Here is a 26600-nt window from a genome sequence, read left to right on the forward strand (position 1 = left end):
AAAAGAAAAAAACGCAAAACAGAGAAATCTCTGGATTGCGTTTTTTTTTGAGAAGAAGATGGTGTTATCTGCTATACTGACACTAAATGAAAACAATGGATCATTTGATCCAATAGAAGGAGAATACATGAGAAATATAAAATTAACGATCGAATATGATGGAAAAAGATATTCTGGTTGGCAGCGACTTGGTAATGATGAAAAAACGATCCAAGGAAAAATCGAAGCGATCATTTCGCAAATGACCGGGGAAACGATTGAGATTATCGGTTCTGGCCGAACAGACGCTGGAACACACGCCAGAGGTCAAGTAGCTAATTTCAAAACAGCTAGTACAATGAGTCGAATGGAGATGCTGGATTTTCTTAATCGTTATTTGCCAAGAGATATTGTGGTAAAAAAAGTGGAAGAAGTACCTGAACGTTTTCATGCTAGATATAATGCAAAAGGGAAAAAATATAGTTACTACGTTTGGAATGCTCCAATTCCAACAGTGTTTGAAAGAAACCATAGTTTTGATTATCCGAAGGCACTTGATTTGGAGAAAATGGAAGAAGCTTGTCGGAAACTAGAAGGAAAACATGATTTTATTGGATTTTCAGCATTGAAAAAAACAAAAAAATCAACAGTACGTACAATTGAAAAATTATCGGTCCAACAAGAAGGTAATATGCTTCATTTTACATTTGTAGGGGATGGTTTTTTGTATAAAATGGTACGGATCTTAATGGGAACGATTTTAGATATTGGTTCAGGTAAAGCTGAATTATCTTTGATCGATACGATTTTTGAAACGAAAGTCAGACAGCAAGCAGGCGAGACAGTTCCCGCACATGCGCTTTTTCTAGATGAAGTGTATTATTAAGAGACGTTAAATGATTCAAAGAAAATAGGGGAAAAGCAATCTCAGCTTTTTCCTGTTTCCTTGGATCGGCAGTGGACACTTTGGGAGGGGGAGACCCGATGAAGAAAGAGGAAGAAATCACCACTCTCTACAATTTGATTTTAAACCCAAACACGCGAGACTGGGAGCGACAACAACTAATGACAGCGAAAGAAGAGTTAGCAACTTCTGTTTCTCTAAAAGAGGTACTTGAAAAGTTGGAAGTTTCTTTGCGACCATTGGCTTTACGACAAAATCTAACTCCAGATGTCATGGATTTCTATTTGCAAATGGTCGGCGATCCGTTAGGGGAAGCGCGGTATGATTTTTCTAAACACGAACTGACAGATCCGACAGTTCAAGAACGAGCAGTGTTTGCTGGCGGTTGTTTTTGGTGTATGGTAGAGCCTTTTGAGAAAAAAGCAGGAATTATTTCTGTGATGTCTGGATACACAGGCGGGCAGTTTGATTCCCCTAATTATGACCAAGTCAGTGGCGGCTATACCGGTCATGTGGAAGCAGTGGAGATCATATTTGATAAGCGATTGATCAGTTATCAAGAGCTAGTCGAGATTTACTGGCAAGTAACGGACCCGACGGATGAATTTGGACAATTCCAAGACCGCGGAGAACAATAACGTCCAATCATTTTTGTTCAAAATGAAGAGCAACAAAAAACTGCTGAAGCGTCGAAACGAGCATTAAGCGCATCAGGTCGCTACAGAAAACCGATAGTTACGGCTATTTTACCAGCGACAGCTTTTTGGCCGGCAGAAAATTACCATCAGCAATTTTATCGGAAGCAACCAAAACGTTACAAAAAAATAAAACAAACTCGTCGTCAATTAGCATTTTTGCAAAAAATGACTACCAATTGGGGAAAAAAAGCGAAGAACTAAAACAAGCAACATAATTTTGGTAGCGTTTTCTATTGAAGAGATATAAATTTGAAAGTAATCTATGGGGACTTGAAATAGAGATGGCTAAAAAATCTTGGTCAGTAGTCATCTGCTATCCTTGAAAATGAAAAACGGCATTCCAGAAGTAACTCTTTATTTTTTTGGAGTGGAAGACTTCTGTGATAATCATAAAATAAGGAGTGAATGAAATGTATGTAGCTGATAAAACGCGTTATGAAAACATGGAGTATCGTAAAAGCGGTCAATCTGGATTAAAACTGCCTTTACTTTCCTTAGGATTATGGCAAAATTTTGGGGAATATGATCCCATCAGTAATCAGCGGGAAATTTTAAAGGGGGCTTTTGATTTAGGCATCACCCATTTTGATCTAGCCAATAATTATGGTGGACCTGCTGGAGCAGCTGAAACAAACTTTGGACGACTTTTTAAAGAGGATCTCAAACCCTATCGAGATGAACTGATTATCTCTAGTAAAGCAGGCTATTATATGTGGGATGGGCCTTACGGCAATTGGGGGTCTCGTAAGTCGATCATTGCCAGTTGTGACCAGAGTTTGCAACGTATGGGTTTGGACTATGTGGATATTTTCTATCATCATCGTCCAGATCCTGAAACGCCTTTGGAAGAAACCGCAGAGGCATTGATGCAATTAGTTCGACAAGGAAAGGCCCTTTATATCGGTATCTCTAACTACAATGGGGCGGACACGCAGAAAATGGCGGAAATTTTACGCAAAAAAGATGCGCCCTTCGTGATCCATCAAATGCGTTACAATCTGTTCTCAAGAGAATTGCTTGAGACGGACTTAGCACCTGTCCTTGCTGAAAATGGACTAGGTGCAATCACGTTTAGTCCATTAGCACAAGGCTTGTTAACGAATCGCTACTTACATGGTATTCCTGAAGAATCACGTGCGCATCGAAAAGAAATCCCTTTTCTTTCAGAAGAACAGATTGCACCGACACTACGTAAAATTACACAGTTACAGGAAGTGGCGGAAGCGAGAGGACAAACATTGGCTCAGATGGCATTGGTGTGGAATGTGCGACAACCATCAGTGACAAGTGTTTTAGTCGGTGCTAGCCGTTTGAGTCAGTTGCAGGAAAGTGTCAAAATGAAAGATAATCTCGTCTTTGCACCAGAAGAACTAGCAACGATCGAAACGATTTTGGCAGAAAATTAACGTGTGAGAAAATCACGTTGAAGTGGATACAACAAAAGCAAGCGTGTCTGGGGGATTAGTCCTCATGCATATTCTAAAACCGAATAAACGGCAGGGACAGAAGTAACCTCTTCGGAAATAAGGCGCCAGCCACGAAAATTTGTAGAACAATTTTCGTGGCTGGCGCCTTATTTATCGAGGCTGAATACTTCTGTTCCGACCTCCTCTTGCTTATGCTATCATATCTTGTGTTTGAGAGGTGATGTAGAGACAGACGGCGTAGCTTGTTTTTCTTCATTTTTACTTGGTACAATAGCTTACCTTCTTGTTCTTCTAAAGTGAAGGTTTTATCGTCTTGCTTTTTTGTTCCTTTTCTATTTGTTTCAAATTCGTTTCCGACGCAGCAGAAAGAGCCTTAACATACAAAATACGTCTATCCTCTCCGGTTTGTATTAAAGATTCGGGGGACGAGTAGCTATCGGTTCCTGTTTTGTTTTCTGACACTATCGCTGTTTCTAGCGTTAGCTCACTTATTTTTTTTGTGAATGGTTCATTTGCGCAACTACTTCTGGACTCAGCCAAAAAATCTCTGTAGGAGAATGTGGCTCGTTTCCCAAATGCAAGGTCAGTTCATTGTTATGTACTTTTATAGAATCTCCTGGGATTCCGATGATTCTTTTAATGATTTCATCCGTAGAGGATCGCTGAATAGCGATGATGATATAACGTGTGAGTGCCGAAAACTTGTCTACGATCACAATATTGCCGTTGGCTAAATTGATGTTCTAGTAACTTGACGAAAGTGATAGCGATGAAGTGAATAAGTAAAAACGACACATAAAAGCAGCCATATTAAGATATATGGCCCTTTCTTTTTTTGAAGTTGACCATTTCCCAGGTATACAAGAAAACAATCCCCTTTTTTTACTTGAATGGTCCTGTTAGTTATTCCAAACGATTTTTTGGTTCTTTGACCTGTTCAACAAACTCGAGAATGGTCTGATGGGCATTTATTCGCGCATTTTCTAGTTCAAATAGTATGTAGACGCAAAAGGTCAATGCAATAGTTAGCAAACTGTTGATGATTAAAAGTTAAAAAAATGGTTTTTTCAATAATTTCAGTTTATAAATACTGATTTTTTAGATAAAATCGTATGGGCTTACAAACGACAAAAATTTGAAGTCTTGGCAAAAAAACGTGTTACTTCTATAGAAGTGTTACAAGAATTGAAATTTATGAGAAGAATCGATGCGATTGAATCAAAAAATCAATCAACGAAGTAACTACTTGTTGATTAATTCTAGCAAGCAATCATTGAAATCTACCAAGTGAGGAGCAGACTTACTTTTTACTTGGTAGTTTCTGGTGTTCCATTCTTTTTTTTGCACACTAAAAATAGTGTGCGATAGAAAAATTAGAGTGTGTTTGATAAAAAACAACATGAAAACCCTTTTATATCAAAGTGGTAAAGCGATTTCAAAGTTGGCACGATACTTGCATTATATAAAAATGTAAGAAGAAGAAAAGGAAGTGTTCAAAATGGAGAAAAGAACAATCATGCTTGTCTGCTCTGCAGGAATGAGTACAAGTTTATTAGTGACAAAAATGCAAAAAGCAGCAGAAGAAAAAGGTGTAGAAGCGGACATCTTTGCAGTTTCAGCATCAGAAGCTGATAGCCAACTAGAATCAAAAAATGTAGACGTTTTATTATTAGGACCACAAGTACGTTTCATGCAAAGTCAATTTGCTGAAAAACTAGCACCAAAAGGGATTCCGTTAGATGTTATCAACATGCAAGACTATGGCATGATGAACGGGGCAAAAGTATTGGAACAAGCAGAATCATTGATCAATAAATAAAAACAAGAAAAAGAGGAAAGAAAATGGAAGATCAAAAAAATTTAGAAGCGATCATGGGTTTGATCATGTTCGGTGGCAACGCAAAAAGCGATGCAATGGAAGCGATTGCTGCTGCGAAAAAAGGTGACTTTGAATTAGCAGATGCAAAAATCAAAGATGCAGAAGAATCATTGGTTCAAGCGCATCATTCGCAAACAGGGTTATTAACACAAGAAGCACAAGGGGAACACATGGAAGTTACTTTGTTAACCGTTCATAGTCAAGATCATTTGATGACATCGATCGCGTTTACAGATTTAGCAAAAGAAATCATTGATCTATACCGTCGTATAGATGCTTAAATAAAAGTTTTTTAAAGGAGAAAAGAGGAAAAGATATGGATAGCTTTGTAGCATTTATGGAGAAACACTTTATACCAGTCGCATCAAAAATCGGTGCACAACGCCATTTAGTGGCCATTCGTGACGCTTTTATGGTCAGTATGCCATTAATGATCTTAGGCGCTTTAGCTGTAATGATCAATAACTTACCGATCCCTGGATTCCAAGAATTGATGAATTCGATTTTTGGTGGTGAAGCATGGAAAGGATTCGGTGCGGCTGCTTGGAACGGAACGTTTGCGATTCTTTCTGTTTTGATTGCGTTCTTATTAGCTTATCATTTAGCAAACGGTTACCGTAAAGATGGCGTATCTGCTGGAGTGATTTCATTAGGTTCATTCTTCGCACTAGGCGGCGCTTTAGGTATGAGTTCAAACGGATTATTTATTGCAATTATTGTCGGAATTATTTCAACAGAGATTTTTGTTCGTTTAAGTGGAAATGAAAAATTGATCATAAAAATGCCAGACGGAGTGCCACCAGCAGTAGCAAAAGCATTTGCGTCATTATTACCAGCAATGATCACGATCTCATTTTTCGCACTAATCGCTGCGATTTTTGCAGCATTCGGTGTTGCTGATATTGTTGGCGCATTCTACACGGTGGTTCAAGAACCATTTATGGGGCTTGCTAACTCTTACCCATCTGCATTATTGCTTGCATTTATTACACCGTTCCTTTGGTTCTTCGGATTACATGGAGCAAACATGGTCGATCCATTGATGCAAACCATCAATGCGCCAGCGATCCAAGCAAACGTCGAAGCGATTGCCAACGGTCAAAGTGCACCATTTATCGTCAATAAACCTTTTTTTGACAGCTTTGTCAATTTAGGTGGTACAGGTGCGACACTAGGATTACTGATTGCGATCTATTTAGTAGGACGTAGAAACAAACCTTATATGGTCGTAACGAACTTATCGATTGCACCAGGAGTATTCAATATCAACGAACCAACAATGTTTGGTCTACCAATCGTTTTGAATCCAGTGATGTTTATTCCATTTATTTTAACACCAATGGTTTTAGTAACTGTTGCGTACTTTGCGACATCAACAGGACTTGTACCAGCAGCTACAGTAATGCCACCATGGGTAACACCACCAGTGATCGGCGGATTTTTAGCAACAAACAGTCTTTCAGGCGCAGTGTTATCTGCGGTCAACTTACTGATTTCAATTCTGATCTATCTACCATTCGTTAAAGTAGCAACGATCCAAGAAATGAAAAAAGACGCATTGAACGCGTAAGAAATAATAAACGGAGAGCAAGTGATTGCTTTCCGTTTTTTGTGTTACTACTGTTATCATTGCTATTTTTCAGAAAGCAACGTATAGTTTTTGTAAGTATTTTTTTTGAATAGGAGGATAGCATATGAATACAACAGATATTCAAAAAAGGATCGAACGATTCCAAGTATATGGGAACAACCTTCCAGGAGCTAGGGTATATTTTCGCGAAGATTGGAAAGCGCTTTATTTTGATTTAGATGGTAAACAGTTTGGGATGATGAGTCCAGAAGCGAATGAAAAAGCATTGATCACGTTAAAACATTTCCCAGAAAAAAATGAGGAATTACGAACGATGTACCCTGGGATCATTATACCTGGTTACTATGCCGATAGGAAACATTGGAATTCGATCATGTTAGGCAAAGATGAATTGTCAGACGAGGAAATCGAGAAAATGATTTTGATTTCTTATAAATTGGTACTAGCTAAATTCGCTAAAAAGAAACAAGAAGAAATCAAAAACTCAGTGATAGAAAGTGATTGAAAGCTTGAAGGGCATAAATCATTTTCTAGTCGATGAAAAAGGTCTGGAAATAGGGACAACCTATTTCCAGACGCTCAATAAAATTTGTGCAGATGGACTAAGAATGTTTGGATCGATGATTCGCCGCTACATTTTTGTCACAGAAATAATCAACATCATCGGACGTCCTAATTCGTCTTTCATACCAGGCATATCTAACATATGTGACGGTGGTATTGGTTCAAGCACATGGTTGATTTGAAAGCCATTAGACAATAATGTCTCAAGATAAGTTGTAATCGTTCGATGATATTTTTTTACAGAAGATCCTAGGAAGTTTGTGTCACGCTCCCCGTCGTCAAAATAATGATTAACTGGAAAGTGCATGATCTGACCGTTTTCTGTATAAATCCAGTCTTGCCGACCATCTGCTGTGAAAATAGGATGTTCAACTGAAAAAAGAAATTGCCCATTCGGTTTTAGGAAGTGATGGACATGCTGGACGAGTTGTTCCCAATTTTCTACATAATGGATAGCTAAAGAACTGAACACGAAATCAAATGAGTCTTTCGCAAACCGGATCGTTGAAATATCGTCTTGCATATAACTGATCGTGGTATCGTTTGTTCGAGCTCTAGCTTCTGCTAGCATCTTCTCAGACAAGTCGACACCAATGATTTTTTTTGCCCCTTGCGAAGCAGCGTAACGACAGTGCCACCCATAGCCACATCCAAGATCAAGGACTGTTTGACCATGGAGATTGGGTAAGATAGATGCAAGCGTTGGCCATTCTCCAGCACCTTGTAAGCCATTTTTGCTACGAGGCATTTCTTTGTATCGGTCAAAAAATTGTTGATCATCGTAAATATTTGTCATGTTTGATTCCTCCATGTAATTTTTTTATTTGCTTAAACTACATGGAGTCCGTCTCTTTTGTGTGCAATCATCTCGCTCACTCCTTTGACATCTATTCTAGCTTAGGTCGGAAGAAGAAGCAAAAATTCAAACATAGATAAACATGCTTAGGCATCTATTTTACACGACGCATGAATAATGAATGGAGATTTAAAAGTTGAATATGTATCAATGGATCAAATTAAATGAACACCCAGATTTACTGGAAGAAACCGCAAGTTGGTTTTCCTCAAAGTGGGGCATCCCTGCTGAGGTTTATGCGGAAAGTATACGTACTGCAATCATCGAGAAGGAAAGTATTCCTCAATGGTATGTCATTCTCGATGAAAAAGGTGCAATCGTTGGAGGAGCAGGTGTCATCGAAAATGACTTCCACGACCGCCCAGATTTAGCACCTAATCTTTGTGCTTTATATGTTGAACCGGAGCATCGGAATCAGGGATTAGCAAAATGGATATTAGAACAAACCAGAGAAGAGATGCATCGATTAGGGTTCAAGAAACTTTATTTGATGACAGACCACACCTCCTTTTATGAACGATATGATTGGTCATTTTTAACTATGGTCAAGGAAGAAAGTGGAACAACTACCCGGTTGTATCAAATCACTACAACAACATAAAGAGAAGCATGAGATGTTGTATCAAATCTCATGCTTCTCTTTTTTCGCTTGTTCTCTTCGTTGTTTCTTTTCATCGTAAATAAAGACATTTCGCACGATACGTAAGATGGGGCGAGTGGTCAAGAAGATGGCGCCTGCTAAATATAAGTAATTGCTGTAATAATCAGGGATTTTCGTGAGCAAAGCAATACTCCCTAAGACATAAAAAATCCCTGTGAGTAAATCAACCGCTAAAGAAATCAATGTGTAACGATTTTGGAAATACAAGCGAAAACGCCGTCCGCGGATCTCAATATCTTCTTCTTTGCCAATCTCGACATCATGGGTATTTCGTTTGATTCTTGGCATATAAAATCACCTAACTAGTTTTTATTTCTACGGTTTCAAGACAACTTTGATATTTTTATCTTCTTTTTTATCAAAAATCTCGTATGCTCGAGCCGCTTCTTCTAACGGCATCGAATGAGTGATGATTTGAGTTGGATCAAACAGTCCTTCTGCAATCATGTCATAAATTTTTGGCATCAAATGGACAACTGGTGCTTGCCCATGTTTGACGTCAATATTGCGCATAAAGAATTCTTGAAGTGGATAGGAAGAAGCAGGTGTCATATAAACACCAGTGATTTGCACTGTACCAAATTTTTTGACCGCTTTAGCAGCCATTTGGATAGGTGAGATCGTTCCACTTTGTAAGCTAACTAAATTTTTAGCTTTTTCTTTTGTTGGCTCTAAACCATCCATTCCGACACAATCAATGATGACATCTGCACCGCCACGAGCTAACTCATATAAATCATCTCCGGCTTGGTTCACATCGTCTAATAGATAGGTTTCGATTTGATTATAGCGGACTGCTTTGTCTAATCGGTGTTTGACTGGATCGACCGCAATGACACGTTTTGCTCCTGCCATCACAGCAAATTTTTGTGCAAATAAACCAACAGGACCTGAACCTAAGACGACGACTGTATCATCTTTTTTAACCCCTGCATTTGCAACGCTCCAATAAGCGGTGGGTAAAATATCAGATAAAAATAAAACTTTTTCATCAGGTAAATCATTATCTGGAACGATAAATGACGTAGAGTCGGCGAAAGGTACCCGAAGATACTCTGCTTGCCCACCCCAGTGATTTCCGTTCAATTTACCAAAACCGAATAATCCGCCGTATAATTCTTCCTGATTGGAATTATCACACTGACTTTCCATATGGTTTGTACAAAAATGGCAATGACCACAACTAATATTAAAAGGAATAACTACACGTTGTCCTTTTTTTAACTTTTTCACTTCAGAACCAACTTCTTCAACAATCCCCATAGGTTCATGTCCAACGACATAGCCTTTTTCCATAACGGATTCCCCATGGTGATAAAGATGGAGATCAGATCCACAAATCGCTGTCGCAGTGATACGGATGATTGCATCGGTTGGTGCTAAAATTTTTGGATCATCAACATTTCTAATTTCCATTTTTTGCTTTCCTTGCCAAGTGACTGCTTTCATCGTAGTGCTCCTCTCCTGTTTTCGTTAATAAAACTAACGATAGTTATTTATAAACTCATTCTAAGGGAATGTTACTTTTTTTCACAATGAAACGCGCTTTTAGTTTTAGTTTAAAACAATAAAATAACTTTTGACGAAAAAAGGAAGTTGTAGTTTTATTGACTGAAAGTTATAATTATAGTAGTTGATTTTCAACAAAATAAAACGTAAAAGAACAATTTTTTGTGCTGACCTAGGAAAGGAGAGAAATGAGAAATAGTCGATTAATCAAAATAATTATAGGAGTTGTGTGTACAGTCTGGCTCTTTTTTTTGTCGATTGGCGGACTTTTTTATACGTCTTTAGCAAATGAAGGATTTATGAATGAACAAATCAAACAAGCAAACTACATACAAAAGGTAACGAAAGAGATCAATGGTCGTGTCCAGAGCTATCACCAAGAAGCAAGAGTCACTCCAGAGGTGCTTGCCGACAGTATATCTGAGGAATTAGTCAAAAAGAATATCGAGCATTTTGTCAAAGAAACTTATCGTGACAAGCAACCAAGCTTGATCCAAGAAACGGAGCTGGAAGAACATATCAAAGAGACGATCCATACATATAAAACAGAACATGAGATCAATATTGAAGAAGGGATTGCGGGAGAAGAACTCGCTTTACATATGATCGGCGGGATCTTTGAACGAAGTGTCCAACCAAGTTATCTGCATCTTTTTATTCGAGGAATCAATGACCTGAGCCACCAGGTACTTCACTATGCTTGGGGCATTGTGAGTGTGAGCTTATTGATCTTAGCAGGGTTCATTTATTTCAATCCAGGCTCTATCCGTTCGCGTATCAAAAAATTTGCGTGTAGTCTGATGGGCGCTGGACTGATAAGTCTAGCATTTGCTGCAACTTTATACTATGCGCAGATTTTGCAGACGGAGGAGCAAATGGAGTCACTTCAAGGCTTGATGCGAATATATCTCACTAACTTTACCCTGATTGTTTTATTGATCGGAGGAAGTGAGATTGTTGTGGGCGGCTTCGCATGGCTCCTTGCAAAAAGAGAAAACAAAAAAAGAACTGTCGGACAAAATCAAAAATAGCGAAAAAACAAAAGTCTTCCGCCTATTTCCATAGGTGGAGGACTTTTGTTTTAGGACTGAAGTAGCACAGGAAAGTGAATTCCTTTAGTGAACCTCAATCAAACATTTTTTTCGCTGCACGCATCAACGTAGGGATATCTTTGTCATAACGTGGTGTTTTCACCAAACGTGACATTGGAATACCTGCAAAATGGAATGCCGCAATTTCTCCTGAACGAACAGCACTTTGTTCGGTAAAGATCATTTGATAAGGCTGTTCAACGAACTCACCAGTAAAGGCAAGGTTTGTTGAATGTTTAGGAATGACTTTTGGTCGATCACTTTTCGCACGATTGTTAAATAAGGCAGAAGCATATGGCATGTAAACTGGAATATTATTGATGACACTATCGTAGATTTCGGTTTCTTTTTCGCGAATGTTTACTGGACCAGGATCAACTTTTGAAAGCTGACCAAGTAATTCTTCTAACATTTCTTTTCCGTTCATTTTAATATACTCTTTGTCGACAAATTCACCACGACGTCTTGGATACAAGAAGTAGCCCCAAATCACTGTTTCATTCGGTTTTTGTGAAGTGAAATGCGGTTGGTGATGCACGACGATAGACATATTGACATCTTTTTGACCAAGTGGGGTAATCGGTGTTGTTGAAATAAATGAATTCAACGCATTACCTGGTTCTTGTGTCGTGATACGTGTGATCTCATTTAGCAACACATGATTTTTCGTTGTCAACGTAAAGCTGACCCATTCACTTGCATCACGATCTGCGAAAAATTTATCTGGATTGCCTAAATTGTAGAATTTTTCACTGGCTTTTTTCCACAAACTCGAAGCAGCACCGTAATCCATATTTTCCTCTGCGGGTGTTTCGTAGTCGCCAAGTGTTGCCGAATCAGTGATCGAACCATTTGTAAATAATACGCCAGTATCTCCATCAACAACGACATGTTCTTCTTCTTGTGTTTTTGTATTGATCATCTTCAAGCCAGTCACAGTGATTTCATCTTGCATCGCTGTTTCTTTGAATTCCCAGTCAACGACACGACGATTCAAAATGATTTTACAACCTTGTTCTTTCAAATAATTGATCAGTGGCAACATAATACTTTCGTATTGATTATAGCGTGTTCGATTGACCCCAACTAAATGCTCGATTTGAGTAAACTCATAAATCATTTGGTGCATATAGCGACGTAATTCTTGTGCAGAACTACGTGTTCGAAAAGCAAAAGTCGTTTCCCACATAAACCAGAAGTTTGTTTCAAAGAAATGGGGATCATCTTTGAAATACTCAGCAATCGTCACATTATCTAATTTTTCTTCTTCTGAATCAGGCATGGCGATTAGTTTCGTTAATAATACGCGATCTTTATTATTGAAGCCTAATTTACCGCCATCAACGATTCCCTTGCCACCTTCCAATAAGCGAGCTTTATCAAATGTCGGATGTTTGGCATCGAAATCTCGTGTATCTTCTTCGGCTGTCATGCCCGGTTCTGTGGCAGAAGGGATACGACTGAGTAGATCCATCAAATCGACATACGTACGGTAATTCAGCATACGTCCACCACGTGCAACGTAGCCTTTTTGATTTTCTAATGGGTGATTTTTGTTCCAATATTCATCAGTCACTGTGTCCACAGGAGCGCCATCATTTGATCCATGGTCATCTAAGGAGTAGAAAGTGATTTGATCTCCACGCCATTTGCCTTCTTGGATCAAATAAACAGCAGCTGCCATATTCGCGATTCCTGCACCAATCATAATTGCTTTCTTTTTTTGCATCATGCGTTCCTCCAATATTTACCAATTCATTTTCACAGCGATTTTTCTAGATGGATTCAAATTCATCATAAAGGTGACGATCATCTTCTAGTAAGCCTGTTTTTTTGCCAAGATAAACAGCACCTATAGCGACTAGTCCTAAGCCAATGCCTACTTTCAACCATTTCTTGCTCATAAAAAAACCTCCTTTTGGTTTGTGAACTGTTTCTACTTCAAAGCATAAAGCGTTTAGAAAAATAAGCCAAATGATAGGGTAAGGAAGCAACCTGGATTTTTGACAGTTTAGAGGAAGTGTCTGTTTTTCACAATAAAGTGTAAGAAAATGTTAAATGAATCAAAGAAGAATTAGTGACGATCACTGAGGCAAAAAAGGGGAAAGAGATAATGGCTGAAAAAAATAGAACCAACATTTGCTGATTTCTTGAAAAAACTTCGTAGTTTCTGGTTTAGAGAGAAAGAATATGTTTCATCGACTAATAGATACAAGTAATTGAATCTCATTTTTGTTATTTAAAAAAAGGTGGTTTGATTATTTAAAATATTCTTCCAGTGGATAATCAACTAGGATCAGTCATTTTGGTTTTTTTTATTATTATGATGATTTTGAGAAAAGAGTGTGATAGGATGAATGAAAAGGGTATCATAGTTGTTTTTGTATAGTTTTTAGACGGATGAAGTCAAAAAAAGCGCCGAGACAGCGCTTGCTCCTAGAAGCTGATGACGGACAAAGCCTTATTTTAACTTGCTATATTGAATTGAATGCTACCAATGGTTTTATTATAGCATAGATTGTCAGACTTACAACAATATTTTTGATTTTGTTTTTTTATCATGTTGAGAGGTGAGGATTTAAGTATGGAAAAAGAGTATACGATTGGATTAGATATTGGGACAAATTCGGTTGGATGGGCAGTGTTGACGGATGATTATCGATTAGTCGCAAGAAAAATGAGTATTCAAGGAGACTCGAATAGAAAGAAAATAAAAAAGAATTTTTGGGGTGCACGTTTATTCGAAGAAGGTAAAACTGCACAATTTCGACGGATCAAACGAACGAACCGTCGTAGGATCGCACGAAGACGTCAAAGAGTTTTAGCATTACAAGATATTTTTGCAGAAGAGATACATAAAAAAGATCCCAATTTTTTTGCTCGGCTAGAAGAAGGAGATCGTGTGGAAGCAGACAAACGATTTGCTAAGTTTCCTGTTTTTGCTACATTGTCGGAGGAAAAAAATTATCATCGTCAATATCCGACCATCTACCATTTGAGGCATGATCTAGCAAACTCAAAAGAACAAGCAGATATTCGTTTAGTGTACTTAGCGATTGCCCATTGCTTGAAGTACAGAGGGCACTTTTTGTTTGAAGGAGAATTAGATACTGAAAATACCTCGGTAACCGAAAATTATCAGCAATTTTTACAAGCATACCAACAGTTCTTTCCAGAACCTATAGGAGATTTGGATGATGCTGTCCCTATTTTGACAGAGCGGCTATCTAAGGCAAAACGAGTGGAAAAAGTATTAGCTTATTATCCATCTGAAAAAAGTACTGGAAATTTTGCTCAATTCCTTAAACTAATGGTCGGAAATCAAGCAAATTTTAAAAAGACGTTTGATTTAGAAGAAGAAATGAAGTTGAATTTTACTCGTGATTGTTATGAAGAGGATTTAAATGAACTGCTAGAAAAAACAAGTGACGATTATGCAGAATTATTTTTAAAAGCGAAGGGTGTGTATGATGCGATTTTACTTTCGCAAATCCTTTCTAAGTCAGATGATGAAACGAAAGCTAAGTTGTCTGCGAATATGAAGTTGCGCTTTGAAGAGCACCAACGAGACCTTAAACAATTAAAAGAACTAGTCCGTAGAGACTTACCTAAAAAGTACGATGATTTCTTTAAGAATCGCAGTAAGAATGGATACGCTGGGTATGTCAAGGGGAAAGCGACACAAGAAGATTTTTATAAATTTCTAAGAACAGAACTAGCTGGATTAGAGGAAAGCCAATCAATCATGGAAAAAATTGATCTAGAGATCTATCTATTGAAACAACGTACCTTTGCAAATGGGGTGATTCCTCATCAAATCCATTTAGTTGAAATGAGAGAAATTATGGATCGGCAGAAACGTTTTTATCCTTTTCTAAAAGGGGCACAAGGAAAAATCGAGAAACTACTGACGTTTCGAATCCCATATTACGTAGGACCGTTGGCACAAGAAGGTCAAAGTCCTTTCGCTTGGATCAAACGTAAGAGTCCGAGCCAAATCACTCCATGGAATTTTGCAGAAGTGGTTGATAAAGAAAATTCAGCCATTGAATTTATTGAGCGAATGACAAATCAAGATACGTATTTACCAAAGGAAAAAGTTTTACCAAAACAAAGTTTGATTTATCAAAGATTCATGATCTTCAATGAATTGACAAAAGTCAGTTATACGGATGAACGTGGCAAATCTCACTATTTTTCAAGTGAACAAAAACGCAAGATTTTTAACGAGTTGTTCAAGCAACATCCAAGAGTAACAGAAAAACAATTGAGGAAATTTTTAGAGTTGAACGAGCAGATCGATTCAACTGAAATCAAAGGAATTGAAACGTCATTCAATGCTTCTTATAGCACCTATCATGATTTGTTGAAATTATCAGATCAGATGGATACATTATTAGATGATCCCGATATGACAACGATGTTTGAAGAAATTATCAAAATTTTGACGATTTTTGAAGACAGAGAAATGATTAGGGAACAACTGAAACCGTACGAAACTGTCTTAGGTCTTCCAGCTATCAAGAAATTAGCAAAAAAACATTATACTGGTTGGGGACGGCTATCGGAAAAAATGATCCAAGGAATGCGAGAGAAGCAGTCCCGGAAAACCATTCTTGATTATTTGATCGATGATGATGATTTTCCTTGCAATCGTAATCGAAATTTCATGCAACTAATCAATGATGATCATCTTTCGTTTAAAGAAACGATTGCTAATGAATTGATCATGAGCGACTCAAACGTATTGCTTGATCAAGTGAAGGCTATCCCAGGAAGTCCTGCGGTCAAAAAAGGGATTTGGCAAAGTATCAAAATCGTCGAAGAAATCATTGGTATCATCGGTAAGGCACCTAAGAACATAGTGATTGAAATGGCACGTGAGAATCAAAGAACAAGCCGTTCAAGACCCCGCTTAAAAGCCTTAGAAGAAGCATTGAAGAATATCGACAGTCCATTGTTGAAAGACTATCCACCAGATAATCAAGCGCTACAAAAAGATCGACTGTATTTATATTATTTGCAAAATGGAAAAGATATGTATACAGGTGAACCACTAGAGATTCATCGTTTATCAGAATATGATATTGACCATATTATTCCTAGAAGTTTTATTGTTGATAATTCTTTAGATAATAAGGTCCTAGTTTCATCAAAAGTCAATCGTGGAAAGTTAGATAATGCCCCGGACCCACTTGTTGTCAAAAGAATGCGATCACATTGGGAAAAGCTACATCAAGCAAAATTGATCAGTGACAAAAAACTAGCCAATCTTACAAAACAAAATCTGACCGAGGCAGACAAGGCAAGATTTATCCAACGCCAGTTAGTCGAAACAAGACAGATAACGAAACATGTTGCCAATCTGTTACATCAGCATTTTAATTTACCAGAAGAAGTAAGTGCGACTGAGAAAACAAGTATCATTACCTTGAAATCAACGTTGACAAGCCAATTCCGTCAGATGTTCGATATTTATAAGGTGAGAGAGATCAATCATCACCACCATGCCCACGACGCTTATTTAAACGGAGTAGTCGCAATGACTTTACTAAAAAAATATCCTAAGTTGGCACCAGAATTTGTCTACGGAAGTTATATCAAAGGGGATATCAACCAGATCAATAAAGCAACTGCAAAAAAAGAATTCTATTCTAATATCATGAAATTTTTTGAAAGTGAAGAAATCATTTGTGATGAGCAAGGTGAAGTGATTTGGAATAAAAAACGTGATCTCTCAACAATCAAGAAGACGATTGGCGCACACCAAGTGAATATCGTTAAGAAAGTAGAAAAACAAAAAGGTGGATTCTATAAGGAAACAATTAATTCAAAAGCGAATCCAGAAAAACTAATTCCAAGAAAAGCATCATTAGATCCTTTGAAATATGGTGGCTATGGTAGCCCACTTGTGGCATATACGGTGATTTTTATCTTTGAAAAAGGAAAACAGAAGAAGGTAACCAAAGGAATCGAAGGAATTACCGTTATGGAACAATTGAGATTCGAACAAGACCCACGAGAGTTTCTAAAAACAAAAGGCTATGAGGGCGTAAAACAATGGCTGATATTGCCTAAATATATATTATTCGAAGCACAAGGTGGATATCGGAGAATGATTGCGAGTCATCAAGAAACGCAAAAAGCTAACTCATTGATTTTACCTGAAAATCTAGTTACATTGCTTTATCATGCAAGACATTACGATGAAATCAATCATAAAGTGAGTTTTGATTATGTCAATGCGCATAAAGAAGGGTTTAATGACATTTTTGATTTTATCTCTGACTTTGGGGTGCGTTATATTTTGGCTCCTCAACATCTTGAAAAAATAAAAGTTGCCTATGAAAAAAATAAAGAGGTAGATCTGAAAGAAATGATAGATGCTATTTTATCTTTATTGAAATTTACGTTATTTGGTGCTTCTGTTGAGTTTAAGTTTTTTGATATTAAGATATTAAAAAGATATAAGAGTTTGACCGACATTTGGGAAGCAACCATTATCTACCAATCGGTTACTGGATTATATGAAAGGCGAGTGGAGGTAAGGAAGTTATGGGATGGAGAACGCTTGTAATCAATACACATTCAAAATTGACCTATACAAACAATCATTTGATTTTTAGGAACGCAGAAAGAACAGAAAAAATCCACTTGTCAGAAATCGATGTTCTATTATTAGAAACTACGGATATCACGATTACTACAATGTTGCTCAAGCGTTTAGTGGATGAAAAAGTCCTTGTCTTGTTCTGTGATGACAAACGATTACCTACTGCAAAATTGCAGCCATTTTATAGTCGGCATGATAGCAGTTTACAATTGACTCGGCAAATCGAATGGAAGAAAGATGACAAAGCGAGTGTTTGGACTGAGATCATCACACAGAAAATCAACAATCAGCAACGTTTTTTAGAAAAGCGTTTATTTACTGAAAAAGCAGAAGCAATTGCTCAGTTGACTGCCAGTTTACAATTACTAGATCCAACCAATCGAGAAGGCCATGCAGCCAGAATTTATTTCCAAACATTGTTTGGAAATAAATTCACTAGAGAAGCAGACAATGCAATCAATGCTGGATTAGATTATGGATATACTTTATTGATGAGTCTATTTGCTCGAGAAATCGTCAAGAATGGTTGCATGACTCAATTTGGGTTGAAACATGCCAATCAGTTTAATGACTTTAACTTAGCCAGTGATTTAATGGAGCCGTTTCGCCCATTAGTCGATCAAATCGTGTACGAGGTACGTGAGAAAGAATTTCCAATAATCAAACGCAGATTATTCGATCTGTTCTTAACGAATTATTCTTATGAGAAAAAAGAGATGTTCCTGACAAATATCGTTGCAGATTATACAAAGAAAGTAATCAAAGCATTAAATAAAGAAGCGAAAGGAGTTCCACACTTCGGAATATGAGTTATCGCTATATGAGAATGATATTAATGTTCGATATGCCAACTGAAACCGTCGATGACCGCAAAGCTTATCGTCGTTTTCGAAAATTTTTGATCAGTGAAGGCTTCATCATGCATCAGTTTTCCGTCTATAGTAAACTCCTGCTTAACAATACCGCCAATCAGGTAATGATCGGTCGTTTAAAAGGGAATAATCCTAAGAAAGGGTTGATCACGATCCTTACAGTAACAGAAAAGCAATTTGGTCGAATGATTTATTTGACTGGTGAAAAAGATCAAAGTATCGGGAATCTAGATGACCGAGTGATCTTTTTAGGAGAGGAGTTCAATGATGAATCTTAATTTTTCATTACTTGATCAGCCAATGAAATTTGAGCATGCGAATTTTTTTATCATAGAAGACGTGACGGTGTTTGCTAAAATGATCCAACAGCTGTACACCTATAAAGAAAATGGTGAAGTGAAGTTATTCAATGAACGGCATGAAACGATTAAAGAAAGCGAATTGATGATGATAACAGATATTTTGGGCTTTGACATCAATTCAGCCGCGACACTGAAATTGATTTATTCAGATTTAGAAAGACAATTGAACGAAAAGCCAGAAGTGAAGTCGATGATCACTAAATTGACAGATACGATCAGTGAACTGATTGAGTATGAATTATTAGACCATGAGATGGACTTGGAAAGTGATGAGATCACGATTTTAGAATTATTCAAGGCGTTAGGAGTCAAAATAGAAACGACGAGTGATACGATTTATGAAAAAATAATCGAGATTTTACAAGTATTTAAGTATCTGACAAAAAAGAAACTATTAATCTTTATCAATGTTTGTTCGTATTTAACGTTGAAAGAAATAGAAGAAATACGATCTTATATTTCTTTATGTAACATGGATGTTCTTTTTATCGAACCAAGAAAAATTGCAGGAATCACACAAACAATCTTAGATAATGATTATTTTTTAATAGATGGTAGTATGGTAGAATAAAAGAAAATAAGTATTCAATTCTGAAGTTTTGCTATGAACGAATCGCGCGATTACGAAACTTTGTCAGAAAAAATTTTTTCTACGAGGTTTTAGAGCTATGTTGAATTGAATGCTTCCAAAACCTGCCTGAACGCTACTGCCCTGAACACAAAGTTTTAGAGCTATGTTGAATTGAATGCTTCCAAAACCTCCTCTATGGTTGGAATAACTATTTGATCGTTTTAGAGCTATGTTGAATTGAATGCTTCCAAAACCACACGCTTATAGTAATGTAAATGAGCGGAGTTTTAGAGCTATGTTGAATTGAATGCTTCCAAAACAGACGCCCGAATGTTTATCACCACAACGGAGTTTTAGAGCTATGTTGAATTGAATGCTTCCAAAACTAGAATTGAACACATGTATCTAGATATTGAGTTTTAGAGCTATGTTGAATTGAATGCTTCCAAAACAATAAATGGACGAATAATAATCCTTAGAGAGTTTTAGAGCTAGGTTGAATTGAATGCTTCCAAAACAACATACTTCATTAATGATCCTAAAAAGTCGTTTTAGAGCTATGTTGAATTGTCTGCCATTACTAGCTATACTGGATCTCAGTAAAAAGATGATAGTGGGATTCACTAATAAAAAGTACAGAGTCAGAAGAAAACACAGACACTTGTGTTTTCTTTTTTTGCTCAAACTGGACGAAACTCTTTACTCTTAGTAGGATAGGAGTAGAAGAAAAAGTGGGGTGTAAAGATGTTTAGTGAAACGTTGGTCCATTTGTTGGAATGGGTGACTGCGATTTTGAATATTTTCTCGATTTTAGTCTTGTTGGTTGGAATTTTTTTAGTTTTAAAAAATTTGATGTTGGAACGTCCATTGATTAAAGATTATGCGACACGTAATCGGCGCAATGCGGATATTCGAAAACTACTAGCTAGTTACATTTTGTTGAGTTTAGAAGTACTGATCGTGGCAGATCTCATCGAATCTGTCATTAAACCAACTTGGACAGACATTTTAAAATTAGCATTGATCATTATCATTCGCACGATCATCTCTTATTTCTTAAATTTAGAAATTGCGAGTCATGTATCGCATGAAAGAAGGGAAGTTTGATGGAGATCAGTTGGATGACACTGCTTTATCCATATCTTGAATGGTTGGTCTTGATTTTAGATATTTTTGCCATTGTGGTCTTATTATGGGGAGGCTTTCTTTCAATCAAAGATTTTTTGAAAGATTCCTTGAATCCGTCATTCAAACAAAATGAACGGATTCATCAAAATAATGGCATCAAAAAAATGCTGGGTGGGTATATCTTGTTGAGTTTAGAGATATTGATTTCTGCTGGGATCATCGAGTCGATCATCAAACCGACATTACAAGATATTTTTCAGTTGGCCGCATTAGTTGTGATTCGTACGATCATCTCTTACTTCTTGAATAAAGAAATCGGCCCAGCAGATGTCTAAGTTTGCATCATCATAGGCAGAATGGGTAAATGATATTAGTGATCACGTCTCTTAAAATTGAATAGTTTTTCAGAAAGTAACGATTATAAAAAAGCTAGAAAAGCTAAAATCTTGTAGGATGAATTTTTGGTTTTCTAGCTTTTTTTATGGAACTGTCTAGCTTTTCACACACTTTATACGACAGAATAAATGTGTGCAAGAGTTACTATTACGAAAGTATGCCTTCCTCATGAACTACTTTTTACAAGCAGTATAATTGCTTGTTCCACTGTTTCGACTGAGATTGGAATAATTTGTTCCATGGACAAGGCCACAGGTGTGTAGAGTGTACGTTCACACAACAGCCGGTTAGATGAGGCTGCCACAAAATCGATAGCTTCTTTACTTAATTGTTTATAAATCATTGGCTCGACGGAAATGTCACATGTCGTAACAGCCTCTAAAGCTTCGCGATAAATCAGGTATTTGATATCTGAGTTGGTCACGATCCGCACAGTTAATTTTTGTTTATCTAAGCGTAAAATGCCAGTCAATTCAATAACGAATGACCGCAGACAATTTGGATTGATCTTTAATTGATAAGGAAGTGCATGGCTCCAATCGCTAACGATCCGTTTTACTTCTTCAAATAACTCTCGTTGTTCATCGGTCAATAAATGAAATTTTTCAGGTAAGAACAATTGATAGTTTTTCCAAGCAGAACGCAAAATACGTATCAAAGCACGTTCAAAAGCTTTGTTTCCAAGAAAAGCATGATCAAAATGTTGTTCAAATTGTTGGATCAATTGTTTTGTCTCTGGATTATTTTCAATAAAGACCTGATGCAGTTGGGCAAAATCCTGCTCGATTGCTTCATAAGAATCAAATCCATAATCACATAAATTGAAGAGTATCAGAATAAAATAAAATTCATTTGGTTGAAAAAATTGCTTAAACGGACTTTCTTCCCAAGCTGCAAGAACGAAATGATAAATCGGTCTCTTTTTGATTTCATCGATGAAGGATTGATCGATTGATAGCGGGGCGTCTTTTTGATAGAACAGACTGATCAGAAAGCCTGTTTGCAAAATCTCTTGGGTATCCCGATCATAGATCCGCCCACTTTTTTTCGTGACTGCTTGAATAAACTCTTGCGCTTGGACATCAAAGGAGCAAGGAAGAGAGAGGTCAGGCAATGTGCCTGTCCGATAGCTCACATTTAGCAAAACCAAGCGTCTTTCGATGTCAGTAAAGTGAGGGGAATGATGTTCAATGGCGATATCGCATGCTTGAAAGTAGTCTAACACTTGTTTCTTCAATGCGTAAGCTTTGCTGACTGAAACAAATTCGAGTTCGGTCAATTGGATATAATCTGGTTCATCTTCTAAGTAAAGAAGGCAAGTTTTTAAAAATAAAGACGGCCGAGAGAGTCGTTGCATCAATTGGAAGCGAGAAGTTGTTGGTGCGAAGTATAAAGAATAGGTTTCTTTTTCTTTTGATTGATAAATGATTTGGTCGCTCAATTCTCTACTTAATGATTTGATATCATTCAACAGAGTGGTTTGACAAACATGTAACAAAGTAGCTGTCGTTGGAAGATGGACTTCCTTATTTACATAAAACTGTCCACAAAGAAAGAGTTGGCGTAAGAGATTTTTCTCAAGATAATGTTCAATCATGGGGAATCCTCCTTATTTGTATAGTCATGCACAAGCACTTAGCTATTATGCCATGTTTTTTGTAGATACGCATCTATCACCCAATCTTTCTTAGCAAACAAGATGCTAAATTTACTTATTTTTGTTATTGTATCTGTTTTAATTAAAAAAATTGGGAACTGATTGATAAAAAGAACCAAATAGAAAAAACAAATATGAATATTTTTCAACGAATAAGTACATTTGATTTCTTTTTTTTTGTTCGTGACTTAAACGTTATAATCAATAATTTGAACCATTCTTAGATAGGGAGTTTAGTCACATCGTTCGTTTTTTTGAGCTAAAAATACAGAATAATCAGACTTTATTTTTTTTGTCTTCAAAGTAAGAAATATAAAGATATGTTATTAAAAAAATTTTTTTAAAATTTGAGCGTATAGTCAAACACGTAAACTGATCAAGCAACAACAGCCGGCTGATTATTTCCTGTGATCAGGTAACAAGAGAGGAGAAATGAATCATGAAAGATATGGACATCAAAGCCGTCTTTATTGGCGACAAAGCAGAAAATGGCCAAGTGTATAAAATGTTATTGAATAAGATGGTGGATGAACATTTAGGTTGGCGTGAAAATTATTTGCCAGCTGACCTTCCCGCAATCAGTGAAGCAGACAAATCAACAACATCTTATCTTGCGACTCGACAACATATGATGGAGGTCTTAGATGAAGTCAGTGAACGAATGCGTGCCGGTTCAATTCCTTGGCATTCAGCCGGACGTTATTGGGGACAAATGAATGCAGAAACATTGATGCCAGCTTTGTTGGCTTATCACTTTGCGATGCTTTGGAATCCTAATAACGTGGCATTGGAATCCTCAATGGCCACGTCACAAATGGAAGCAGAAATCGGAGAAGACTTTGCGAAGCTGTTCAGTATGCCGAATGGTTGGGGCCATCTGACAGCGGATGGTTCAATTGCGAATTTAGAAGGTCTATGGTATGCCCGTTGTATCAAATCGATTCCTTTAGCGGTCAAAGAAACTTACCCTGAAAAAGTGAAAGACCTATCGGATTGGGAATTACTTAATCTATCTGTAGAAGAAATCTTAGAAATGATCGAAACATTTACTGATGAAGAATTAGATCGAGTCAAAGCTGCATCTTCACGAAGTGGGAAACACATCCAAGAATTGGGCAAATGGCTTGTTCCTCAAACCAAACACTATTCATGGATGAAAGCATTAGATATTTGTGGTGTCGGGTTGGATCAAATGATCGCGATCCCCGTTGATGACTGCTACCGAATGGATGTCCAAGTATTGGAAAAGACGATTCGTGAACTAGCTATCCAACATATCCCCATCCTAGGTGTGGTCGCTGTTGTAGGTACAACAGAAGAAGGACAAGTCGATCGTGTCGATCAAATCGTTGAACTTAGAGAAAAATTGAAAGATGAAGGCATTTATTTCTACCTTCACGTGGATGCAGCTTATGGTGGCTATGCCCGTTGCTTGTTCATGAATGAAGCGTATGAATTTGTACCTTACGCATCATTAGCAGAATTTTATGAAGAACATCATGTTTTCCATCATGAAGTGAAAATCGAACGAAGTGTTTATGAAGGATTCAAGGCAATCAGTGAAGCCGAATCAGTGACTGTTGATCCCCATAAAATGGGCTATGTACCTTATGCGGCAGGAGGAATCACGATCAAACATAAAAGTATGCGGAATATCATCTCTTATTTTGCACCTTATGTGTTTGAAAAATCCGTTAAAGCACCAGATATGTTAGGTGCTTATATTTTAGAAGGTTCAAAAGCTGGGGCAACGGCTGCGGCAGTTTGGACGGCACACCGAGTTCTGCCTTTGAATGTCACTGGCTATGGTCAATTGATTGGTGCATCGATCGAAGCCGCTCAACGTTTCCGAGAATTTCTTGATCAATTAAGCTTTACTGTCAATGGGAAAACAATCGAAGTCTATCCATTGAATCATCCAGATTTCAATATGGTCGATTGGGCATTCAAAGTCCAAGGTTGTACAGATTTAAAAGAAATCAACCGTTTGAATGAAGAAATGTTTGATGTGTCCTCTTATATGGAAGGTGATGTGTACGCAGAACGCTTTATCACTTCTCATACGACCTTCACGCAAGCGGATTATGGCGATTCTCCAGTAGCATTTGTTGAAAGCATGGGTGTTCCAAAAGAGGAATGGCAAAAAGAACAACAAGTTACTTTGTTGCGAGCTGCGATCATGACTCCGTATTTAACCGATGACAACATCTTTGCTTATTATACCGAAGCCATCAAACACGCAATGGAAGAAAAACTAAGAGAAGTTCTTGCGTAGTTTTAGTGATAGAAAGAAGGATCAATCATGACAGACTCAAAATCTACCAAACAACTGTCAACGTTAACGTTTATTGGGATGACTTGCGCTTTAGTCGCAAGCGTCCGCAATATTCCTGATGTCGCTGCCACTGGTTGGACGATGTTGTTTTATATGTTAGTTGCTGTACTCTTTTATGCGTTTCCGATCTCTCTGATCTCAGGAGAGTTTGCAGGGATGTTTCCTCAAAAGGGAGGGCCAGAACTGTGGGTCTCTCAATCCCTCGGTAGAAAATGGGGATTTGTCGTCTCTTGGCTTTTATGGGTTCAAATGTTTCCAGGGATGGTCATGGTTGCCTCAGCACTTGCCCCATTGTTTGGCAACATGGTCAATAACGTCCCATTGGGCTTGAATAGTAAATTCACATTGCTCGTGATTTTAGTCGTTTATTGGATCATCACACTATTGAACTTAAAATTCGACATGGCAAAAATTGGCGGGAAAATCGGTGTCTGGTTGGGGTTGTATGTCCCGTTGGCATTGATGCTCCTATTAGGTGCCGCAGCATGGATCAAGATCGGTATTATGCCAAATGGAACATTAGGGAAATTTTCTTGGGATCTTTTAGTTCCCGATCCAAGTACTGCAAAATCATTCGTTTATTTTGCACCGATCATGTTCATTTTTACTGGAATCGAAATGTCTTCTGTTTATATCACTCGATTGGCACATCCAGTTAAAACTTATATACGCGGTATTTTCGCTGCGTTAGTCTTTTTATTTGTGGTAAATACGCTGAATGCGTTAGTCGTTGCCAATGTGGTACCAAAGGGTCAAATGGAGTTGAATAATATTGCTCAATCCATTTCGATCGATTGCCAAATTCTTGGCTTGCCACATATGATTGTGAACCTATTCAGCTTACTTGTATTTGTCGGTGTCGCTGTACAATTGTCTGCTTGGGCTTCTGGTCCAGCCAAAACTGTTACAGAAAGTGCAAGAAAAGGCGCGTATCCTCCTCGTTTCAATTTTTGGAAAACCAATGAATTTGATGTGTCAAAAGCGGTGATCTTGACACAATCCATTATCATTTCTGTATTTGCACTATTCTATTTATTGATTCCCGGAGTCAATCAAGCATTTTTGATGTTAGTAAATGCAACGACAGTGATTTATTGTATCGTCTATCTTATCATGGGTGTCGCATTCTTACGTTTTAGAAAAACAAATCCAACTATCCCTCGTCCATTTCGCATCGGTAAAAAAGAGGGAAATGGGAATCTCGGTGCATGGCTTGTTGTGTTAGTCTTATTTGCAGCAATCGTTTTTTCTGTCGGACTTACATTAAAAGCTGGTACATGGATCAACTTTGTGGCTGTCGCATTGATCAGCGGCATTCTTTTTGTTGCCCCATTATGTATCGAAAAAATTAGAAAACCTTCTTGGGAACAAGAAATAAAGAACAAATTGAGTGAACAAAAATCAACGAAGCAATCGGAGTAAAGGCAAAAATTTTCGTTTGAAAAGCAAACCTAGAAACCTGGCTCATATTAAATCACACTAATTATTTCATGTTTGCCTGAAATAA

23 protein-coding genes, 1 pseudogene and 1 CRISPR repeat array are annotated in these 26600 nt (G+C 37.5%); of the genes and pseudogenes, 17 read left to right on the top strand and 7 right to left on the bottom strand.

Annotation, left to right across the window (positions count from 1 at the left end):
* Positions 1-127: 127 nt before the first annotated feature.
* The 3 genes and pseudogenes from truA (at position 128) to IGJ95_RS01790 (ending at position 2987) form a co-directional block, all read left to right on the top strand.
* Positions 128-865 carry a tRNA pseudouridine(38-40) synthase TruA gene (gene truA, locus IGJ95_RS01780; protein WP_062805815.1) on the top strand — a complete coding sequence of 246 codons (738 nt, stop codon included), beginning with the start codon at positions 128-130 and terminating at the stop codon, positions 863-865.
* A 98-nt stretch (positions 866-963) separates the two neighbouring features.
* Positions 964-1782, top strand: a pseudogene (gene msrA / locus IGJ95_RS01785) (peptide-methionine (S)-S-oxide reductase MsrA).
* Positions 1783-1991: 209 nt separating this feature from the next.
* On the top strand, positions 1992-2987 hold the full coding sequence (locus tag IGJ95_RS01790) for an aldo/keto reductase (protein WP_438761359.1): 996 nt from the start codon (positions 1992-1994) through the stop codon (positions 2985-2987).
* A 509-nt stretch (positions 2988-3496) separates the two neighbouring features.
* On the opposite strand, the gene IGJ95_RS01795 is transcribed toward IGJ95_RS01790, so the two are convergent.
* Entirely contained in the window at positions 3497-3748 is a 252-nt protein-coding gene (locus tag IGJ95_RS01795; protein WP_080674302.1) for a S26 family signal peptidase, read from the bottom strand.
* Between the two features lie 758 nt (positions 3749-4506).
* Between IGJ95_RS01795 and IGJ95_RS01800 the strand changes: the two genes are divergently transcribed.
* The 4 genes from IGJ95_RS01800 to IGJ95_RS01815 all read left to right on the top strand — a co-directional run bounded on the left by IGJ95_RS01800 (position 4507) and on the right by IGJ95_RS01815 (position 6983).
* Positions 4507-4827, top strand: a complete 321-nt coding sequence (locus IGJ95_RS01800) for a PTS sugar transporter subunit IIB (protein ID WP_010736487.1) — start codon at positions 4507-4509, stop codon at positions 4825-4827.
* Positions 4828-4850: 23 nt separating this feature from the next.
* Complete coding sequence (locus IGJ95_RS01805) at positions 4851-5168, top strand: PTS lactose/cellobiose transporter subunit IIA (RefSeq protein WP_010736486.1); 318 nt, start codon at positions 4851-4853, stop codon at positions 5166-5168.
* Positions 5169-5203: 35 nt separating this feature from the next.
* Complete coding sequence (locus IGJ95_RS01810; protein ID WP_019723248.1) at positions 5204-6457, top strand: PTS sugar transporter subunit IIC; 1254 nt, start codon at positions 5204-5206, stop codon at positions 6455-6457.
* A gap of 124 nt (positions 6458-6581) precedes the next feature.
* The gene (locus tag IGJ95_RS01815) at positions 6582-6983 is read left to right on the top strand and encodes an MmcQ/YjbR family DNA-binding protein (RefSeq protein WP_153829946.1); all 402 of its coding nucleotides are present in this window, start codon (positions 6582-6584) and stop codon (positions 6981-6983) included.
* Positions 6984-7109: 126 nt separating this feature from the next.
* Here IGJ95_RS01815 and IGJ95_RS01820 read toward each other — a convergent pair whose 3' ends face one another.
* A complete protein-coding gene (locus IGJ95_RS01820) occupies positions 7110-7838 on the bottom strand; it encodes a class I SAM-dependent methyltransferase (RefSeq protein ID WP_153829945.1) in 729 nt (242 codons plus the stop codon).
* A 202-nt stretch (positions 7839-8040) separates the two neighbouring features.
* Here IGJ95_RS01820 and IGJ95_RS01825 point away from each other — a divergent pair, with 202 nt between their 5' ends.
* Positions 8041-8499 carry a GNAT family N-acetyltransferase gene (locus tag IGJ95_RS01825; RefSeq protein ID WP_194928325.1) on the top strand — a complete coding sequence of 153 codons (459 nt, stop codon included), beginning with the start codon at positions 8041-8043 and terminating at the stop codon, positions 8497-8499.
* A gap of 21 nt (positions 8500-8520) precedes the next feature.
* Here the strand turns inward: IGJ95_RS01825 and IGJ95_RS01830 are convergent, their stop codons facing one another.
* Positions 8521-8847: a YrhK family protein gene (locus tag IGJ95_RS01830; protein WP_010736481.1), complete on the bottom strand. Its 327-nt coding sequence runs from the start codon at positions 8845-8847 to the stop codon at positions 8521-8523.
* A gap of 27 nt (positions 8848-8874) precedes the next feature.
* Complete coding sequence (locus tag IGJ95_RS01835) at positions 8875-10008, bottom strand: alcohol dehydrogenase catalytic domain-containing protein (RefSeq protein WP_062805808.1); 1134 nt, start codon at positions 10006-10008, stop codon at positions 8875-8877.
* A 287-nt stretch (positions 10009-10295) separates the two neighbouring features.
* Here IGJ95_RS01835 and IGJ95_RS01840 point away from each other — a divergent pair, with 287 nt between their 5' ends.
* The gene (locus IGJ95_RS01840; RefSeq protein WP_153829943.1) at positions 10296-11099 is read left to right on the top strand and encodes a hypothetical protein; all 804 of its coding nucleotides are present in this window, start codon (positions 10296-10298) and stop codon (positions 11097-11099) included.
* A gap of 94 nt (positions 11100-11193) precedes the next feature.
* Here the strand turns inward: IGJ95_RS01840 and IGJ95_RS01845 are convergent, their stop codons facing one another.
* Both IGJ95_RS01845 and IGJ95_RS01850 read right to left on the bottom strand, forming a co-directional pair.
* A complete protein-coding gene (locus IGJ95_RS01845) occupies positions 11194-12888 on the bottom strand; it encodes an oleate hydratase (RefSeq protein ID WP_062805806.1) in 1695 nt (564 codons plus the stop codon).
* Between the two features lie 46 nt (positions 12889-12934).
* Entirely contained in the window at positions 12935-13063 is a 129-nt protein-coding gene (locus IGJ95_RS01850) for a hypothetical protein (RefSeq protein WP_010736477.1), read from the bottom strand.
* 680 nt (positions 13064-13743) lie between these two features.
* On the opposite strand from IGJ95_RS01850, the gene cas9 reads away from it, so the two are divergent.
* From cas9 to IGJ95_RS01880, 6 genes are all read left to right on the top strand, one after another.
* Positions 13744-17736, top strand: coding sequence for a type II CRISPR RNA-guided endonuclease Cas9 (gene cas9, locus IGJ95_RS01855; protein WP_438761362.1), 3993 nt, complete (start codon positions 13744-13746; stop codon positions 17734-17736).
* On the top strand, positions 17715-18581 hold the full coding sequence (cas1, locus tag IGJ95_RS01860) for a type II CRISPR-associated endonuclease Cas1 (protein WP_023519018.1): 867 nt from the start codon (positions 17715-17717) through the stop codon (positions 18579-18581). Before cas9 ends, cas1 begins: the two co-directional genes overlap by 22 nt.
* Positions 18578-18922 (top strand): CRISPR-associated endonuclease Cas2, encoded by a 345-nt coding sequence (cas2, locus tag IGJ95_RS01865; protein ID WP_023519019.1) that lies wholly within the window; start codon positions 18578-18580, stop codon positions 18920-18922. Before cas1 ends, cas2 begins: the two co-directional genes overlap by 4 nt.
* Positions 18912-19577: a type II-A CRISPR-associated protein Csn2 gene (gene csn2 / locus IGJ95_RS01870; protein WP_041684361.1), complete on the top strand. Its 666-nt coding sequence runs from the start codon at positions 18912-18914 to the stop codon at positions 19575-19577. Before cas2 ends, csn2 begins: the two co-directional genes overlap by 11 nt.
* Positions 19578-19663: 86 nt before the next feature.
* Positions 19664-20095: a CRISPR direct-repeat array (repeat unit 36 nt; unit sequence GTTTTAGAGCTATGTTGAATTGAATGCTTCCAAAAC).
* 226 nt (positions 20096-20321) lie between these two features.
* A complete protein-coding gene (locus tag IGJ95_RS01875; protein ID WP_010736474.1) occupies positions 20322-20684 on the top strand; it encodes a DUF1622 domain-containing protein in 363 nt (120 codons plus the stop codon).
* Positions 20684-21040, top strand: a complete 357-nt coding sequence (locus tag IGJ95_RS01880; RefSeq protein ID WP_019724648.1) for a DUF1622 domain-containing protein — start codon at positions 20684-20686, stop codon at positions 21038-21040. Before IGJ95_RS01875 ends, IGJ95_RS01880 begins: the two co-directional genes overlap by 1 nt.
* Positions 21041-21267: 227 nt before the next feature.
* Here IGJ95_RS01880 and IGJ95_RS01885 read toward each other — a convergent pair whose 3' ends face one another.
* Positions 21268-22698 (bottom strand): hypothetical protein, encoded by a 1431-nt coding sequence (locus tag IGJ95_RS01885; protein ID WP_023519021.1) that lies wholly within the window; start codon positions 22696-22698, stop codon positions 21268-21270.
* A gap of 499 nt (positions 22699-23197) precedes the next feature.
* Here IGJ95_RS01885 and tdc point away from each other — a divergent pair, with 499 nt between their 5' ends.
* Positions 23198-25033 (top strand): tyrosine decarboxylase, encoded by a 1836-nt coding sequence (tdc, locus tag IGJ95_RS01890; protein WP_023519022.1) that lies wholly within the window; start codon positions 23198-23200, stop codon positions 25031-25033.
* 27 nt (positions 25034-25060) lie between these two features.
* Complete coding sequence (locus IGJ95_RS01895; protein WP_153829941.1) at positions 25061-26515, top strand: amino acid permease; 1455 nt, start codon at positions 25061-25063, stop codon at positions 26513-26515.
* Positions 26516-26600 lie beyond the last annotated feature (85 nt).

It is taken from the genome of Enterococcus sp. AZ156 (assembly GCF_051714165.1).
Lineage (GTDB): Bacteria > Bacillota > Bacilli > Lactobacillales > Enterococcaceae > Enterococcus_B > Enterococcus_B pernyi.

Coding starts and splice junctions, on each gene's coding strand:
- IGJ95_RS01875 (WP_010736474.1), top strand. CDS start 20,322: ATGTTTAGTGAAACGTTGGTCCATTTGTTGGAATGGGTGACTGCGATT.
- IGJ95_RS01815 (WP_153829946.1), top strand. CDS start 6,582: ATGAATACAACAGATATTCAAAAAAGGATCGAACGATTCCAAGTATAT.
- csn2 (WP_041684361.1), top strand. CDS start 18,912: ATGAATCTTAATTTTTCATTACTTGATCAGCCAATGAAATTTGAGCAT.
- IGJ95_RS01790 (WP_438761359.1), top strand. CDS start 1,992: ATGTATGTAGCTGATAAAACGCGTTATGAAAACATGGAGTATCGTAAA.
- IGJ95_RS01800 (WP_010736487.1), top strand. CDS start 4,507: ATGGAGAAAAGAACAATCATGCTTGTCTGCTCTGCAGGAATGAGTACA.
- truA (WP_062805815.1), top strand. CDS start 128: ATGAGAAATATAAAATTAACGATCGAATATGATGGAAAAAGATATTCT.
- IGJ95_RS01845 (WP_062805806.1), bottom strand. CDS start 12,888: ATGCAAAAAAAGAAAGCAATTATGATTGGTGCAGGAATCGCGAATATG.
- tdc (WP_023519022.1), top strand. CDS start 23,198: ATGAAAGATATGGACATCAAAGCCGTCTTTATTGGCGACAAAGCAGAA.
- cas2 (WP_023519019.1), top strand. CDS start 18,578: ATGAGTTATCGCTATATGAGAATGATATTAATGTTCGATATGCCAACT.
- IGJ95_RS01880 (WP_019724648.1), top strand. CDS start 20,684: ATGGAGATCAGTTGGATGACACTGCTTTATCCATATCTTGAATGGTTG.
- IGJ95_RS01820 (WP_153829945.1), bottom strand. CDS start 7,838: ATGACAAATATTTACGATGATCAACAATTTTTTGACCGATACAAAGAA.
- IGJ95_RS01825 (WP_194928325.1), top strand. CDS start 8,041: ATGTATCAATGGATCAAATTAAATGAACACCCAGATTTACTGGAAGAA.
- cas1 (WP_023519018.1), top strand. CDS start 17,715: ATGGGATGGAGAACGCTTGTAATCAATACACATTCAAAATTGACCTAT.
- IGJ95_RS01835 (WP_062805808.1), bottom strand. CDS start 10,008: ATGAAAGCAGTCACTTGGCAAGGAAAGCAAAAAATGGAAATTAGAAAT.
- IGJ95_RS01810 (WP_019723248.1), top strand. CDS start 5,204: ATGGATAGCTTTGTAGCATTTATGGAGAAACACTTTATACCAGTCGCA.
- IGJ95_RS01885 (WP_023519021.1), bottom strand. CDS start 22,698: ATGATTGAACATTATCTTGAGAAAAATCTCTTACGCCAACTCTTTCTT.
- IGJ95_RS01805 (WP_010736486.1), top strand. CDS start 4,851: ATGGAAGATCAAAAAAATTTAGAAGCGATCATGGGTTTGATCATGTTC.
- IGJ95_RS01895 (WP_153829941.1), top strand. CDS start 25,061: ATGACAGACTCAAAATCTACCAAACAACTGTCAACGTTAACGTTTATT.
- cas9 (WP_438761362.1), top strand. CDS start 13,744: ATGGAAAAAGAGTATACGATTGGATTAGATATTGGGACAAATTCGGTT.
- IGJ95_RS01850 (WP_010736477.1), bottom strand. CDS start 13,063: ATGAGCAAGAAATGGTTGAAAGTAGGCATTGGCTTAGGACTAGTCGCT.
- IGJ95_RS01830 (WP_010736481.1), bottom strand. CDS start 8,847: ATGCCAAGAATCAAACGAAATACCCATGATGTCGAGATTGGCAAAGAA.